At 70.1% G+C, this 16,051-nt stretch carries 11 protein-coding genes and 3 pseudogenes; 8 read left to right on the plus strand and 6 right to left on the minus strand.

The window, feature by feature from the left end; translation table 11 throughout:
* Nucleotides 1-189 precede the first annotated feature (189 nt).
* The 7 genes from P2424_RS11135 (at nt 190) to P2424_RS11165 (ending at nt 10,720) form a co-directional block, all read left to right on the plus strand.
* Entirely contained in the window at nt 190-828 is a 639-nt protein-coding gene (locus tag P2424_RS11135) for an isochorismatase family protein (protein ID WP_276475600.1), read from the plus strand.
* Nucleotides 825-1,742 carry a DJ-1/PfpI family protein gene (locus P2424_RS11140; RefSeq protein ID WP_276475601.1) on the plus strand — a complete coding sequence of 306 codons (918 nt, stop codon included), beginning with the start codon at nt 825-827 and terminating at the stop codon, nt 1,740-1,742. Before P2424_RS11135 ends, P2424_RS11140 begins: the two co-directional genes overlap by 4 nt.
* A gap of 745 nt (nt 1,743-2,487) precedes the next feature.
* The gene (locus P2424_RS11145) at nt 2,488-3,015 is read left to right on the plus strand and encodes a hypothetical protein (protein ID WP_276475602.1); all 528 of its coding nucleotides are present in this window, start codon (nt 2,488-2,490) and stop codon (nt 3,013-3,015) included.
* A complete protein-coding gene (locus tag P2424_RS11150; protein ID WP_276475603.1) occupies nt 3,015-7,799 on the plus strand; it encodes a putative T7SS-secreted protein in 4,785 nt (1,594 codons plus the stop codon). Before P2424_RS11145 ends, P2424_RS11150 begins: the two co-directional genes overlap by 1 nt.
* 39 nt (nt 7,800-7,838) lie before the next feature.
* Complete coding sequence (locus P2424_RS11155) at nt 7,839-8,051, plus strand: bacteriocin immunity protein (RefSeq protein ID WP_276478928.1); 213 nt, start codon at nt 7,839-7,841, stop codon at nt 8,049-8,051.
* Nucleotides 8,052-8,716: 665 nt separating this feature from the next.
* Entirely contained in the window at nt 8,717-9,925 is a 1,209-nt protein-coding gene (locus P2424_RS11160; protein ID WP_346660078.1) for a DUF1266 domain-containing protein, read from the plus strand.
* Nucleotides 9,926-10,072: 147 nt separating this feature from the next.
* Nucleotides 10,073-10,720 carry a LysE family translocator gene (locus P2424_RS11165; RefSeq protein ID WP_276475605.1) on the plus strand — a complete coding sequence of 216 codons (648 nt, stop codon included), beginning with the start codon at nt 10,073-10,075 and terminating at the stop codon, nt 10,718-10,720.
* A gap of 162 nt (nt 10,721-10,882) precedes the next feature.
* Here P2424_RS11165 and P2424_RS11170 read toward each other — a convergent pair.
* Nucleotides 10,883-11,443, minus strand: a pseudogene (locus P2424_RS11170) (amino acid permease); the annotation flags it as partial.
* A gap of 69 nt (nt 11,444-11,512) precedes the next feature.
* Between P2424_RS11170 and P2424_RS11175 the strand changes: the two are divergent.
* A complete protein-coding gene (locus P2424_RS11175) occupies nt 11,513-11,974 on the plus strand; it encodes a DUF393 domain-containing protein (RefSeq protein WP_276475606.1) in 462 nt (153 codons plus the stop codon).
* Nucleotides 11,975-11,983: 9 nt separating this feature from the next.
* Here the strand turns inward: P2424_RS11175 and P2424_RS11180 are convergent, their stop codons facing one another.
* From P2424_RS11180 to P2424_RS11200, 5 genes and pseudogenes are all read right to left on the minus strand, one after another.
* A complete protein-coding gene (locus P2424_RS11180; RefSeq protein ID WP_276475607.1) occupies nt 11,984-12,760 on the minus strand; it encodes a hypothetical protein in 777 nt (258 codons plus the stop codon).
* A 275-nt stretch (nt 12,761-13,035) separates the two neighbouring features.
* A complete protein-coding gene (locus P2424_RS11185; RefSeq protein WP_276475608.1) occupies nt 13,036-13,719 on the minus strand; it encodes a hypothetical protein in 684 nt (227 codons plus the stop codon).
* 249 nt (nt 13,720-13,968) lie between these two features.
* Nucleotides 13,969-14,265: a DUF3039 domain-containing protein gene (locus tag P2424_RS11190; RefSeq protein WP_019357562.1), complete on the minus strand. Its 297-nt coding sequence runs from the start codon at nt 14,263-14,265 to the stop codon at nt 13,969-13,971.
* A 161-nt stretch (nt 14,266-14,426) separates the two neighbouring features.
* Nucleotides 14,427-14,720 (minus strand): annotated as a pseudogene (locus tag P2424_RS11195) (YqgE/AlgH family protein); the annotation flags it as partial.
* A gap of 486 nt (nt 14,721-15,206) precedes the next feature.
* Nucleotides 15,207-15,464: pseudogene (locus P2424_RS11200) on the minus strand (YqgE/AlgH family protein); the annotation flags it as partial.
* Nucleotides 15,465-16,051 lie beyond the last annotated feature (587 nt).

A 16,051-nucleotide genomic window follows, 5' to 3' on the forward strand; every position in this document is an offset into this window, starting at 1 on the left:
AGGTCCGAACCAGCAAAGGCGGGAATCCCAGGGCTAAGTGGCGGCGGAGCGGATACCGAGAGGAGGCGGAGTCGCAAGCGGAGAACCGGACCCGGGATGGCACCCCTGGCACGGGGGTGACCGGATCGTTCCGCCACCGGCCCCGATCGTGCCTGTCACCGGCGCCCCGCCGCCGACCAGACTGTCGGCATGAACAGAGCACTGATCGTCATCGACGTCCAGGAATCCTTCCGGGCCCGCACCGACCTCTGGACGACCATCGCCGACCCGGACATCACCGAGCCGGTGAACCGGCTCGTCCGGCTCGCCCGCGCCACCGGGGACCAGGTGATCTGGGTACTGCACACCGAGCCCGGCAGCGGCAACGTCTTCGACCCCGAGCAGGGCCGGGTGCGGCTGATGTCCGAACTCGACCAGCCGTCCGCCGACGAACCCGTGCTGCGCAAGACCTCGCACAACGCGTTCACCACCACACCGCTGCAGCAACTGCTGACCGGCACGGGCGTCACCGAACTCGTCGTCTGCGGCATCCGCACCGAGCAGTGCGTCGAGACCACCACCCGGGTCGCGAGCGACCTCGGCTACCGGGTCTCCTTCCCCGTGGACGCCACCACCACCAACCCCGTCGGCGGCCTGAGCGCCGAGGCCGTCGTCGAACGGACGGTCGCGGTACTGCGCGACCGCTTCGCACGGATCACCACCGTCGCCGAACTGGAAGCCGAGCGGGAGGCGGAGCGGGAGGCCGAACTCGCGGCCGGACCGGACACCGGGGCGACGGCCGGGCCCGTGGAGGGGGACCCCGCACACCTGGCAACATCCTCCGCGTGACCCGCGTCGTCCTCCTCCTCGCCCCGGGCGTCCATCTGCTCGACCTCGCCGGCCCCGCCCAGGTCTTCAGCACCGCGGCCGGGCTCGGCAAGTCCTACCGGCTCGACTACGTCGGCGAGCGGGAGCTGATCCACAGCGCGCAGGGCCTGCCGCTGGGCGCCGAAACCGCATGGCCGCCAGACCTGGGACGGGACGATCTGCTCGTGGTGCCGGGCTGGCACTCCGCGCGCCGCGGCCCGCACCCCTTCGGTGACGGGACACTCGCCCGCATCGCCGCGCACCACGCCGGCGGCGGCACGGTGGCGAGCGTCTGCTCGGGGGCGCAGGCGCTGGGTGAGGCGGGGCTGCTGGACGGTCGGCGCTGCACCACGCACCACGAACTCCAGGACGAACTCGCCCGCCGATTCCCGCACGCCAAGGTGGTCCGCGACGTCCTGTTCACCACGGACGACCGGGTCGTCACCTCCGCCGGGATCGCCAGCGGCATCGACCTGTCCCTGCACCTGCTGTCCGTACGGCACGGCCCCGCGCTCGCCGCGCAGGTGGCGCGGAGCATGGTCGTCCACGCCCGCCGCAACGGCGACGAGCCGCAGGCCAGTGCCGTCCTGCGGTACCGCTCGCACCTCGACGACACCGTGCACCGCGTCCAGGACTTCATCGACACCCGGTACGCCGAACCCCTCACCCTGGACCGGCTGGCCGCCGACGCCGGGGTCAGCGCCCGCACCCTGACCCGCCTGTTCACCCGCGCCACCGGTGGCCTGACCCCGCTGCGCTACCAGCAGACCCTCCGCCTCGAACGCGCCGAGCACCTCCTCTCCCACGGAGCCACCACCGACACCGCCGCGCACGAGGTCGGCTTCACCGACCCGCGCATGCTCCGCCGCCTCCGCTCCCGGAACGCCGCGAACTGACCGTACCGGGAGTCCGGGCGGCCGGGAGTCCGGGCGGCCGGGCACGGCAGTCGTCGCCGACGCATCCGGGAACGTCCTCGCAGTGTGGCGGCCGGAACACGAAGGGCCCGCACAGGCCGCTATCCTGAAGATCCGACCGCGTGGCGGCCTGATGACCTGGTGACCTGGTGATCAGACCCAGCCGACGGACCCGACGACCCGACGGATCCGGCGACCGGGGGCAACACCCGGTGCACACCGTCGGTCGGACGAGCGCAGCAGCAAGCGTCCCTCCCGACCCACCAGCCCCGGAGGTCACCGCCCGATGGCCCAGCGGCCCCCGCGCCTTCCCACCGCACCGCCCAACCCGTACGGAGCGCACCCCGGGGCCGGTTGGGCACCGCCCCGCTCGGCGGGCGCGGGCAGGGGGAGGATCACGCGCGGCCGGGTGATCGCGGCAGCGGTGGGAAGCCTGCTGGCGTTCGTCTACGTGGTGGTACCAGCCGTCCGCTTGCTGTTCTGAGCCCTTCGGGGTATGTCCGCGGCGGATCGACGGGTACGGAATACGAAGCCGACGATCGGGAAGCGGGAGTGGCCGAAGGATCCGCTGCCCGGCACCGGACCGTGGCCCCGACCGTACCCGTGCAGGTCCCGACGACCGCTCATTACGGCCCGCGTTCGAGACCGCCCATTACGGCCCGCGTTCGAACTGTCGCTTTCGGATACGGTGTTCTTTCGATCGGAGACAGGTCCTGGGGGGGACGTTATGGGAGACGACGGCCGGCCGCTGCTGCCCGGCGACAGGCTCAAGGACGAGTTGGCGCACCGGGGTCAGTTGCAGGTGCCGAAGGAGACGGTCGACGGGCTGACCAAGGGCATCAAAGGTGCGCTGGAGGAACTCCGTGAGATCGGCACGGATGTGGACGCGGCGCAGGGCAGTGGTTTCGAGGAGATGTCGCTGACCAAGATGGAGGTCGGTGAGGACGCCCTGTGCCAGTCGTTCGAGGGGTTCTGCGAGCGGTGGGAGTGGGGGGTGCGCGGCCTGATGGCGGATGCGGACGGCATCGCCGAGCGGCTGGGACTGGCGGCGGGGATGTCCTGGGAGGAGGACCGCTACCGGTCCAGGGCCATCAAGGGCGGCGTCAACGCACTGAATCCGCTGGGTAATCCGTACGCCTCCGAGAAGGGGGTGGACGGGGCCGGATTCGTGGACATGGCTACCGGCCAGGTCGACGGCAAGCCCGGTCAGGGCGAGGGACAGCCCGGTCAGGGCGGCGACGGAGGCGTCGGCTGATGGGGCTCGGGGATCTCGTCGACAAGACGACCGACGCCGCCAAGGACGCCTACCACGACTTCACCCCCGACCCCGTCGAGGACAAGATCGAGGGTGCCGTCGAGAAGGGCGGCGAAGTCGTCGGCAAGGGCTCGGATCTGCTCGCCGACAAGCTGGACCAGATGGGCTGGAAGCCCGGAGCCAGGTTCGTCCGCGACGCGGGTGACGTTGTCACCAACAAGACCGGTGGTGATGTTCAGGAGCGGGAGCTGGGCGAGACGGAGGAGGCGAACAAGCTCGTCCACGGCTCGCCCGCCAAGCTGGAGTCCACGGCCGACCACCTGCGGGACTTCCACAAGGCGTTCACTCGGGTGGGCCGCGCCCTGCAGGGCCTGGACTCGGAGCACTTGAAGGGGGAGGCGGCCGACGCCTTCCGCCGGACGGTGGACGTCCAGCCGCGCCGGTGGTTCACGGCTGCCGACGCCTGCGAGAAGGCCAAAGGCGCGCTCGACGACTTCGCCGGCACCGTGCGCTGGGCACAGGGTGAGGCCAAGGATGCCATCAAGCTCTACAACGAGGGCGAGAAGGCCTCCCGGCAGCACAGCACGAAGGTCACCTTCTACAACGACGCGGTCGAGGCGTACAACGACACGCCGAAGGAAGACCGCGTGCCCGGCTCGCTGCCGGACAAGCCCCCGGCAACGGACCCGGGTGAGGCCAAGATGCAGGAGGCCCGCGAGAAGCTGAAGGAGGCCCGCCGCCAGCGGGACGAGGCGGCGCGGGCCGCCAACAAGCTGATGGAGGCGGCCCGGGATGCGGCTCCGGCCAAGCCCTCGTACGGAGCGCAGGTGCGCAGCGGAGTCAAGGGCGGGCTGCTGGCGGTGGAGCACCGTATCGGCGGCTTTCTGAACACGGGCTCCGAAGCGCTCAACTTCGCCAAGGGCATGAGCCCGATCAACCCGCACAACATCCTCAACCCCGACGACTACCAGACCAACCTCAACAGCACGGTGGCCGGGATGAAGACCCTGGCCACCCACCCGGACATCGCCCTCAAACAGGCCTACCGGGGCTTCCTCGACGATCCGGAGGCATTCTTCGGCGGCCTGGCCTTCGACGCCCTCACCGGAGGCGGCGGCAAAGCCGCGGGCGTGGCGGCAAAGGGCTCACGTCTGGCCCGGAAGGCGGAGCAAGCCGCCGAGCGTCCGGGGCGCACGTCCCTGAGGCAGGAGCCGGACAACCACAATCGTCCCGACGGCAGCCGGCCCTGCGGCGAGGATCCGGTCGACTTCGCCACCGGCCGGATGCTGCTGCCGCAGGCCGACCTGGCGCTGCCCGGCATCCTGCCCCTCGCCTTCCGCCGCCGGTTCGAGTCCTCCTACCGCGCCGGGCGGTGGTTCGGTCCGGCCTGGTCGAGCACGCTCGACCAGCGGCTGGAAGTCGACGCCGAGGGCGTCGTCTTCCACGGGGAGAGCAGCCTGCTGGTCGCCTATCCGCACCCGGAGCCGGGCGGTGAGCCGGTCCTTCCCGGCAGAGGCCCGCAGTGGCCGCTTCGGCTGCGCGCGGATGGCGATTACGTACTGACCGACCCGGAATCGGGCCTGGCGAGGTGTTTCACGCCTCCGGCCGACCTTGCCGACCGCGAAGGCGTGGCCCTGCTCGCCGAGATATCCGACCGGAACGGCAACCGGATCACGTTCGACTACGACGAGGCCGGCACCCCGCTCGCCCTGGTCCACTCCGGCGGCTACCACGTGCGCGTGGAGAGCGATGCGGAGCTGGGCCGCGTCACAGGGCTCCTGCTGGCCGGTGGAGCACAGGACGGCACCGACCAGCAGATCGTCCGCTTCGGCTACGACCGGCACGGCAACCTCACCGAGGTGACCGGCTCCACCGGTCGCCCGATGCGCTTCGGCTACGACGACGCCGGCCGCATCATCTCCTGGACCGACACCAACGACTCGCACTACGAGTACGCCTACGACGAGCACGACCGCTGCGTGTGGCAGTCCGGCACCGAAGGCCACATGCACGCGACCTTCGACTACAGCCCGGCCGATCCGAAGACGGGCCACCGCGTCACCAAAGTCACCACCTCCCTCGGGCAGACCACCTACCACCTGATCAACGCCCGCGACCAGGTCGTCGCCGTCACCGACCCCACGGGAGCCACCAGTCGCATCGAACGCGACACGCACCACCGCGTGCTCTCCCACACCGACGCACTGGGGCGTACCACCCGGCTGGAGCGGGACGGCGAAGGTCGCGTGGCACGGGTCATCCGTCCGGACAGCAGCGCGACCTCGATCACTTACACCGCTCTCGGCATCCCGGCCGAAGTCACGGAGCCGGACGGCGCGGTGTGGCGGCACGAGTACGACGAACGCGGCAACCGGACGCTCACCATCGACCCCGCAGGAGCGTCGACCGGTTATACGTACGACGAGTCCGGCCGTCTCACCTCGGTGACGGACGCCCTCGGGCAGGTGATGCGGGTGCGCTGCGACGCGGCGGGCCTGCCGGCCGAGATCACCGACCCGGCCGGAGCCGTGACGACGTACCGCCGGGACGCCTTCGGCCGCCCCACGACCGTCATCAACCCACTCGGTGACACCACCCACCTGTCCTGGACGGTCGAAGGCCACCTCAGCCGCCGCACCTCACCCGACGGCGCCACGGAACGCTGGGAGTGGGACGGCGAGGGCAACTGCCTCCGCCACGTGGACGCGGCAGGTGACGAGACGCGCTACGAGTACACCCACTTCGACCTGCTCATCGCCCGTACCGGCCCTGACGGCGTGCGCCACACCTTCACCCACGACACCCGGCTGCGGCTCCGCGAGGTGACCAACCCCCAGGGGCTCACCTGGACCTACGACTACGACGAAGCCGACCGCCTCGTCGCGGAGACCGATTTCGACGACCGCATCCAGCGCTACACACTCGACGCAGCAGGTCAGTTGACGTCGCGCACCACACCGCTCGGCGACACCATCGCCTACGAACGCGACGTGCTCGGCCGGATGACGGCCAAGGACGCGGCCGGCACCGTGACAACGTACGCGTACGACCCGGCCGGCCGCCTGGTCGAGGCCCGCAACCCGGACGTGGAGCTGCTACGCCAGTACGACCGGGCGGGCCGCCTCAAGACCGAGGTCGTGGGCGGCCGTGCGCTCGCCTACGCGTACGACGCGCTGGGCCGCCCGGTACGCCGCACCACCCCCACCGGCTCGGTGACCCGCTACGGCTACGACGCGGCGGGCAACCGCACAACGGTGACGGCCGACGGCCACACCCTGACGTCCTCCTACGACGCGGCAGGCCGCGAGCGGCAGCGAGACATCGACGGGAGGGCCTCCCTCTTCTGGACCTGGGACCCGGCAGGCCGCCTGACCGGCCAGGCCCTCACCGGCACGGCGGCGGAGCTGGACTGGCACCGCTCCTACACCTACCGCCCGGACGGCCATCTGATCGCGGTGGACGACTCCCGCGAGGGCACCAGCCGCTTCGCCCTCGACACGGCGGGCCGCGTCACGCGGGTCAGCGCCCGCGACTGGACGGAGACCTACGCCTACGACGAGGCGGGCAACCAGACGACGGCCGACTGGCCCGCCGCACACGCGAGCCCGGAAGCCCGCGGCCCCCGCACCTACACCGGCACCCGCATCCATACGGCGGGCCGCCTGCGCTACGAGCACGACGCCGGGGGCCGCGTCGTGTGCCGCCAGAAGAAGAACCTCTCCCGGCGGCCGGACACCTGGCGCTACGAGTGGGACGCGGAGGACCGCCTGACGCGGGTCACCACCCCGGACGGGGCGGTGTGGAACTATGCCTACGACCCGTTGGGCCGCCGCACCGCGAAGAGCTCCGATGCCGAGCGGGTGGACTTCACCTGGGACGGCCCCACCCTCGTGGAACAGACCACGACGGGCGAGGCACCCCACCCGGTGACCCTCACCTGGAACCACCAGGGCCTCCACCCCATCTCCCAGACGGAACGCATCACCGACGAGACGTCCCAGCGGAAAATAGACTCCCGCTTCTTCGCCATCGTCACCGACCTCATCGGCACCCCCACAGCGCTGCTCACCGAGTCCGGCACCACGGCCTGGCACACCCGCTCCACTCTCTGGGGCACCACCACCTGGAACACCGACGCCACCGCCTACACCCCCCTCCGCTTCCCCGGCCAGTACTTCGACCCCGAATCCGGCCTCCACTACAACTACTTCCGCCACTACGATCCGGAAACCGCCCGCTACCTCTCCCCCGACCCCCTCGGATTGGCACCGGCACCGAACCCGGTGACATATGTGGTCAACCCGCATGAGCTCGTGGATCCGCTGGGACTCTCCGGTTGCCCAGTAGGGTCTGCCAAGAGCGCGAAGGACCTCAGGAATACACCCGGACCGGCTACAGGAGGAAGCTCACTTCCCGATGTCTCCGGGCAATGGCTGAGGGGGTCGGACGGAAATGCCGGACGAATACCCGGTCAGGTGGCTCGAGAACTCCAAGGGAGAGATTTCACCAAATTCGATGACTTCCGTCGAGCCTTCTGGGAGGAAGTCTCACGGCACCCAGAGCTGGCTGAGCAGTTCGATAAATCTGGGCAGACCGCCATGGCGGGGGGAAAATCCCCCTTCACACCGGCGTCTCAGCACGATGGCCAAGGCAGATATATCTTGCACCATATGCACCCGATCCAGCATGGCGGGGGCGTGTATGATCTCGACAACATAGCCGTAGTAACACCGCGATACCACAAGGAAATTCTCAGCGGAAACTATCATTTCGGAAACGGTTAGAATCAAGAATTCTCACGACGGAGAGGGGTAGTGCCCGCAATGTCGAAAAAATCACGCGACGAGCTGATCAGAATCGTACAAAAACTCATCGCTGCGGATCTCCCTGAAGAAGAAGAGGATCACCTCGTCGAGGAATTGCAATCCAGTGTCTTGCACCCGCGTGTCACAGACCTGATCTATTATCACTCTCCGAAGTTGACGGCTGAAGAAGTGGTCGACAAGGCCCTGGCATATCGCCCGATTGAACTCTGACAAAGTCGTGCACAGCAGGCGGTGAGCGCCGATGCGAGGCACTCGCTGGTGTTCGTCGACCGTCTCCTGACCCACCTCACGCGCTTCCGTCACGCCAGCCCGCACGATGTGCCGGCCTGCTGGTTCGGCGTCGACCACTCCACCATCGCGCCCTTGGCCATCGGTGAGGTGCGACCTCTGCTTGCCGAGCGGGGCCGCACCGACAGCCGCGGAATGCGACTTCGAACCCGCGCCGAGGTCGTCGACCAACTCGGCGCCACCTTGACCCGGCATCATCGACGGCACCGATCACCGGAGGTTACCCACCCATGCTGCAGCGGTCCGCGCGTGCCCACACCGCTGCCCAATCCGCATGGTGTGTATCCGGAGACCAAGCGGGCGCCACCACCTTGGAAGGCAGGGAAGGCAGGGAAGGCAGTCTCACCACCACCTGTGCGGGGGGCTGCTGGTATTCGCCAACGTGGTGATGCCGGCCGTTCGACCGCCCCCGCTGAGCCGTCGGGCAGGGTAGACGGCGACAGAACGCGGCGACGGCGACAACTGAGTGCGAGGGGCGACAGATGTGGAAGCGGGGGGCGGCCGAAGAGGCCGCGGGGGCAGCGGGAACAGGCGGGGCAGCGGCGGGAGCGGGCGCGGCGGCGCCCGCGTGGCCGGAGGCTCCCAGTGTGGTGGAGCAGCGGTTGTACGAGGCCAAGTGCCGGCACGACTGGGCGGGCTATCTGGATGTGCTGGCGGGCCAGTACCTGTACCGGCTCGCTTCCCGGCCGTGGCTGGACGCCAACCCCGGGCACCTCCCGGCCCGGATGCAACCGGTCTGGCGCGCGGAGGTGCAGAGCTGGTGTGCGGCCGTGTACACGGAGGCCATGCTCCCGGCACCGGTCGAGGACCCGGTCTTCATCTCCGAGAGCCTCGGCGACTACGCCCGGGACTGGTCCGCTCAGGACCCGCAGTGGCTGGCCGTCAATCCCGGCTCGCCCTGCGAAGCGTACTTCCCGGCCAGCCGGTCGCTGTGCGCACTGTGGAAGCAGCACGCCGACCGGGTCGACCACGTCTGCGCGCACGGAACCCTCCGCACGCTGTGGCTGGGCGGCCCGCGCTCCGGACCTGTCGCCCGTGGACTCGCCTGCGGCGCCCTGCTGTCGGTGAACAACGGCGTCTACTGGAACTCCCTCGGCCACGGGAACGGCTACACCGACGAGCGGCGGGCGCTCGACCGCTGGTGGGGCGTCACCACACGGGAGAAGTGGCAGCAGTACCAGGAGGAGCTGCTGACCAACGAGATGAGCAGCCCGGTGTGGGAGTTCACCCTCGGCCTGCGGCACAGTCTGGCCCAGGACTTCGGCGGGCAGGTGGAGCCCGCGCACTGGCGGCAGGCGGCGGAACGGGTGCTGCGCAAGCGGATCGCCACAGCCACCATCGAGCTGACCCCGGACGGGGTGACCCGGACCGAGGGCCCCAGCGAGGAGGAGGTGGAGTGGCAGATCGACGGGGTGAAGCGGCTGATCGGCCGCATCACCCGGTACGAGTCACGGTTCCGCGCCGACGGACTGCTGCCCGAGGGGCGGTTCGTGCGCTCCGCCGCGGCATGGGACTACGGCCGCGCCGCCAACATGGCCCGCTTCGGTCTGGCGTCCCGCTTCTGCACACTGCCGGAGGCCGAGGACGCCGTCCTGCGCGCCGGCCGGGTCAGTGCGGTCGGCTACCGCTCCTGGGAGGACTTCTCCGCCGGGTACATCCTGGGCCGCTGCCTGCACTTCGACGAGGAGGAGTTCGGGTCGTGGTACGAGGACATGCTGACCGCCCACCGCGTCCTGACCACCGACCCCGAAAGCCCCTGGCTGACCGTCCCGTTCCGTGCGGGTGACGGCATTTAGTGCGGTGAGCGGGCAGGTTTGCCCGGGTTGAGAACGGTTCGTCGCCGGGACCGGTGAGGTCCGCACCCGCTCGCCGGAGGCATGTCGTACCGGCCCGGACCGCGCGGTTCTTCCCCGGTGAACCCGCCCTCGGCTATCGTCCGACCTGTGCCCGTGAACCTGAGCCTGGTCGTCGGATTCCTGACTCTGTCAGCGGTGCTGTCGGCGATCCCGGGGCCCTCCGTCCTGCTCGCGACCAGCCGTGCCATCACGCTGGGGCGTCGATCCGCCATGTGGATCGTGCTGGGGAACGCCCTGGGCGGACTTGTGCTGCTGGCGCTCGTACTCGCCGGTCTCGGAGCGATCGTCGCGACCTCGGCCAAACTCTTCATGGCGGTCAAGGTCGCGGGTGCCTGCTACCTCCTCTGGCTGGGAGTCGGTGCGCTGCGAGCCGCCCGGTCCGGCTCCGAGGACGGCCCCTCGGCCACGGCCGACGTCCCGGGCGGGACGTCGTGGGCGCGATCAGTGCGCCAGGGCTTCCTGGTCGGTGTCGCCAACCCGAAGAGCGTCGTGTCGCTGATGGCCGTCCTGCCCCAGTTCGTCGACCACTCGCTCGGACATCCTGTCGCCCAGATGCTGATCATCGGCCTCGCGGGAGGCGTCGCCCAGGCGCTCATCGAGACCACCTGGGTCTGTGCGGCCGGCTCCCTGCGGACCTGGTTCCTGGGGAGGAGACGCCGTATCCGGGCTCTGAAGGCCGGCGGCGGGGCTGCCATGATCGCGTTCGCCGGCAGGCTCGCGATCGAAAGACCGTAGGTCCGTTGACAGGTCCGTTCCCTGCCGGGGGCCGCCGGTCAGCCCGAACTCTCCTGGCACTCGGCCACCCGCGCAGGGCGCCGACCGGCCCCTGAGGCCGGGAGTGGCCGCGGCCTGCGGAACGGCATGACCGGGCCCGCCCCGCCATGCCGTTCCGCAGGGTCACCCGTCGGTGGCCGCTTCGGCGTCGTCCGCGGCGAGCCGCGAGTGGCGGATGCCGTAGAGGAAGTACACCGCGAGCCCGACGGCCATCCATCCGCCGAAGACGGCCCAGGTGGCGACCGGCAGGCTGGCCATCATCCAGACGCAGAACCCGAAGCCGAGCAGGGGCGTGAGCGGGAACAGCGCCACCCGGAACGTGCGGTTCATCGTGGGCCGGGTGCGCCGCAGGACGATGACGGCCACATTGACCAGGGCGAAGGCGAAGAGCGTTCCGATGCTGGTGGCGTCGGCCAGCTCCCCGAGCGGGATCGTCGCGGCCAGGATTCCGCAGAAGGCAGACACGAGGAGGGTGTTGGCGCGCGGCGTCCCGGTCCGCGCGTCCACCCGGGCGAACACCCGCGGCACCAGGCCGTCCCGGGACATGGCGAACAGGATGCGGGTCTGGCCGTAGAGGACGGCGAAGACGACGCTCGCGATGGCGACCACGGCACCGGCCGCCAGCACCACACTCCACAGGTCCGTACCGGTGACGTCCGCCATGATCCGCGCCAGGGCCGCATCGGGCCTCGGACCGCGAACCGGCGTACGCCGGAGCTGCGCGCGCCCCGGCCCGTGCGGGACGATGACCGCATGCGAACCCGACCCCTGCCGAGCGGGCCGCGGGTGCCGTCCGGCCACCCGACTCGATCGGTACGCCCGGTACTCGTCTACGACGGGGACTGCGCCTTCTGCACCACCGCGGTCCGCTTCGGCGAACGCCACGTGCGCCCCCGCTGTGCGAACGAACCGTGGCAGTCCGCCGACCTGGCCGCGCTCGGAGTCACCCGCGAGCGCGCGGAACACGAGGTGCTGTGGGTGACCCCGGCCGGCACCGTGTACGGCGGCGCCCAAGCAGTGGCGAAAGCACTGCTCAGCGCGGGCGGCGCCTGGGCTGTCGGCGGCGCCGTGCTGACCCTGCCGCCCTTCCGCTGGGTCGCCCACCTGGGCTACCGCCTCATCGCTGCCAACCGGCACCGCCTCCCGGGCGGAACGGCCGCGTGCGCCGTCCCCCGACCGCCGGGCAACGGACGCGGTGACGCGACTGACGTGTGACCCGGCCGGCTAGTTGATGGCTTGGATTTCCTGGACGGTGACGTCCTGCCGGCCCCCGAACTCGCCGTTCGGCAAGTCCTCGGCACCCGCACCGCCGCTGCCCTCCCACGACGCCGACCACGTCAGCGTCGAACGCAACGTATAACTCCCCCCGCCCCGAGTGGCTTGCAGATACGTCACCCCGCACGGCGGCGCCTTCTTCCCACTGCCCTTCACATAGCGGGTGCCGATGCTGCCGTCGTCCTCGACTCCGCATTCACCCGAACCCGGATGCAGCCTCGCACTGTCCGTGCCCGGATCCAGCCTCAGCGCCTCCGGCACCACCGTCGTCCGCGCCCAGATCTCCCGGCCCCCACCCAGATCCACCGACGCCCGCACCGACAACTTCCTGTACCGGCCCTCATCCAGCCACACCCACGTCGGCAGATTCACCGTCTGCCGGCCCGCAGGATTCATCTCCACCCGCGTATCCGGCACCCTGATCCGCGCATACGCCAGCTTCGAGAGGATCTGCGGACTGATCGCGTTCTCCACATCCGGCACCTCCCCGTTCTCCACCCAGAACGGCAACTCGGTGCAGGACTGGGCCTTCGCCGCATCCTTCTCATCCGGATTCGGCACCGCCGCCCAGAACTGCCCCTCCCCCTCCTTGTCCAGATTATAGTTGTCGTAATCCCCCGACTCGTACTTCTCCCGAATCGCCAGATCCGTATCCTGCTTCTGCCCACCATTATCCGGATCCCGGCCCGTCACCGAAAACGGCGAATCGTCAATCTTCTCCTTCAACTCCCCAGGAGAATACCTCGGCGCATACCAACACGGCGGCGGCGACCAATCCCCACCCGGAACCGAAAGATTCCCACCCCCACCTTTACTGCTGCCGCCCGCACCGCTGCCGGAATAGTTCACAGTTCGCGATCCCGCAGCGCTGGCCTGCGCATTGCCGTTCTCGAAATTGCCTCTTTCTTGGAAGGTTCCTCCGACGTCTCGTCTATCATTGTTGGCAAGCGCTGCCGGAGCAGCACCGACGAGCATGAGAACGCAGACGCCCGAGACGATCATCAGCCTTTGCACTGCTTCACCGCCTTCGGCTTGTACTGGAAGGTACGCGCCTTCCAGAGCTCCGACTCCTTCTCCATCACCATCGTGAATCGCATGTAGCTTGACGCATTTTCCTCCGTGCGCAGGATCTTTCCATTCTTGATCTTCTTGGCAAAGAAGTCTGACTGGTCCACACAGAAGGAAACTTCAGCCAGGTTCTCATCGACTACATCGCCGACTTCTTCCCGGTAATAGCGGTCCTGGCCGGTAACCGTGACCTCGTCCTTGACGTGCGCCTTGACCAGCAAGGCTGCGTATTCCTGGGCGCTCTCCAAGGGCACCACATGCTTTGCCAATACCGGATCCTTCGGATCCTGCTCCGCCACAGCGTGCACCTGAGCCCGCATATAGTCCGCTGCCCCGTCCAGCGCGGCGGCCTTGTCCGGGTCCGAGGGCTGGTCCCAGTCGAAGACGAGCTTCACATCGTCCGGCAACTCGATGTCGGACGTACGGAAATCACCCGCCACATCCTCCTTGCCCGGCGAACTCGACTCGGCACTCGGCGACTTCTTCCCCGCGTCCTCCGCACCGTCGATCTTGCCGCTCTTCCCGTCACCGCCGTCACCCCCACCGCACCCGGTAACGAGCAGCGCGACGGCCGCCGCGACAGCGGCCAGTGGAACAGCAGAACGGGTCGGACGCACAACAAACTCCCGGTAGCATCAGGTAACTGTCGTGCACCTGACGGTAGCAGCGCACCCCGCACCCCACCCAGCGACTTCGACAGCGGGAAGCGGAGCACAACGGTCCCGAATCAGGGGGAGAAGGCCGCGGCAAACAGCACTGCCGCCCCGCCCGTACCGGGTACGGGCGGGGCGGCAGTGTGAAACGCGCGCGACCGAAGCCGCGGTACGCGAGTGCGCGGGGGCGCTGAGCTCGGACGCGGGAGCGGGCTACTTCTTGTCGCCGCCCTTGCCGTCCTTGCCGTTCTTGTCCCCTCCGGCACCCATCGTCTCGTAGATCTCCTTGCACATCGGGCAGACCGGGTACTTCTTCGGGTCGCGACCCGGGACCCAGACCTTCCCGCAGAGCGCGACGACGGGTGTCCCCTCCATCGCGCTCGCCATGATCTTGTCCTTCTGGACATAGTGGGCGAATCGCTCGTGATCGCCGTCGCCGTGCGACGTCTGCGGGGTCGGTTCGACGAGTGTGCCGGTGCCCGCCCCGCGCTCGGGCTCAAGAGTGCTCATGCAGTCCAAGGGTACTCATGCGACCGGAACACGTCAGGCATGGGCGGGGACACGGTCACCCGTCGGGGCCCCGCGCGGAACCCGGTTCGGCGCGCCCGGCGGAGGACCGCGGGTGCGCCCCGGCACCGCCCGGGGGCGGCCGCCCCCGGCCGACCGGGGGCTCAGTTCAGGGACGGGTCGTCCGGATACGTCGCGACCAGCGCCAACTCGCTGCGCTGCCTGCGCAGGACGGACCGCCACAGCCGCTCGGGAGCCGGGGAGGAGACGTCGCCGGGCTCGGACTCGACGACGTACCAGGCGCCCTCGGACAGCTCCTTCTCCAGTTGCCCCGGACCCCATCCCGCGTACCCGGCGAAGATGCGCAGGGAGCCCAGTTCGGCGGCGAGCAGTTCGGGCGGGGCCTCCAGGTCGACGAGGCCGATGGCTCCGTGCACGCGGCGCCATCCGAGCGGCCCGTCCGCGTCGAGGACGGTGTCCGTCTCTGAGCCCGCGTCTCCGTACCCGGCATCGGCCTCCGCGTCCGCGCCGCCCTCGCCCACCGGCTCGGTCCCGCCCGCGGAACCCCGCTCCGGAGGCTGCCGGCGGTCACGGTCGCTGGCACCGGGATCGCCGGCCGCCCCGCCGTCTCCCGTGCCACACTCGGCGGTCGCCGCGCGCTCGGGCGTCGCGGGCTCCTGCCTCGCCTGCCGCTCGGCCGTACCGGCGTCCACCGTCGCGCCATTGCCGGTGGCGGGCGCGGCCTCCGCACTCGTGCTGTCCGCGGTGTCCGGTGCGTCCGGCTCCGGGGGGCGGCCGCCGGTCTGGTCCCGGGGTTCCGCCGCCGGCCCGTCGTTCCGGGTACGCCCTGCGCGTGGGCCGCCGGGCGCGGACTCGGCCGGGCCGCCCGGGGCGCCGTCGGCGCCGGGGGCCGGATCCCCGTCGGAGCGGTCGCCTCTGCCGGAGGGGACCACCGCGACACCCAGCGCCGCGTCCAGCGAGACGGGGCCGCCCTGGAAGACGACGCCGGGCTCGCCGGCGAGCGCAGCCCACGGCTCCAGGATGTCGCTGACGTCCACCGGGGTGGGTCGGTTGAGGACCACGCCCAGTGAGCCCTCCTCGTCGTGGTCGAGGAGGAGCACCACCGCGCGGTCGAAGTTCGGGTCGGCCAGCACCGGTGTGGCGACGAGCAGTCGTCCGGTGAGCGAGGACACCTCGGTCATACGCCAATGATCCCGCACGTGGGCCGTTTGCGGGACCCAATGGCCGGATCGGGGCCCCGAGGCCGGGACGGAGCGGGGCGCGGGGTGGAGTGCGGACCGGGCCGGGTGGGTACGGGTGGGGCACCCACTGTCGGCGGGCCGCCCGCCGGTGACCCACCGCGACCCCTCGGCCACCTTGCGGAGGTGCGCTCCGCGTCCCGCGGAGCACATGGACCCGCGGGAGGCACAGCACCTCAGGTCGCGGGGCTCATCAGAACGCTCAGGGCGCCGGGCGCCACACTCCGCACAGCACCTCGACGCGGGACAGCACCGCACCTCGACGCGGGACAGCACCGCACCTCGACGCGGGACAGCACCGCACCTCGACGCGGGACAGCACCGCACCTCGACGCGGGACAGCACCGCACCTCGACGCGGGACAGCACCTCGGCGCGGGACATCTCACGACGCATGCGCCCCACTACGCACCCGGTGCAGCTCGCATCTACGGCACCCGAGGTGACAGGTGGACGACCCTCCGTGTTATTGCGTACCTGTGACAGTCGTCGACCCCCCTCGGGCTTGGGTCGGCACCGGACGGGGCCATT

It is taken from the genome of Streptomyces sp. WMMB303 (assembly GCF_029351045.1).
In the GTDB taxonomy this organism is placed as follows: Bacteria; Actinomycetota; Actinomycetes; order Streptomycetales; family Streptomycetaceae; genus Streptomyces.

What these genes read in the sequence shown, in the direction of transcription:
- P2424_RS11135 (WP_276475600.1), top strand. Translation starts at nt 190, where the DNA reads ATGAACAGAGCACTGATCGTCATCGACGTCCAGGAATCCTTCCGGGCC.
- P2424_RS11145 (WP_276475602.1), top strand. Translation starts at nt 2,488, where the DNA reads ATGGGAGACGACGGCCGGCCGCTGCTGCCCGGCGACAGGCTCAAGGAC.
- P2424_RS11150 (WP_276475603.1), top strand. Translation starts at nt 3,015, where the DNA reads ATGGGGCTCGGGGATCTCGTCGACAAGACGACCGACGCCGCCAAGGAC.
- P2424_RS11155 (WP_276478928.1), top strand. Translation starts at nt 7,839, where the DNA reads ATGTCGAAAAAATCACGCGACGAGCTGATCAGAATCGTACAAAAACTC.
- P2424_RS11175 (WP_276475606.1), top strand. Translation starts at nt 11,513, where the DNA reads ATGCGAACCCGACCCCTGCCGAGCGGGCCGCGGGTGCCGTCCGGCCAC.
- P2424_RS11190 (WP_019357562.1), bottom strand. Translation starts at nt 14,265, where the DNA reads ATGAGCACTCTTGAGCCCGAGCGCGGGGCGGGCACCGGCACACTCGTC.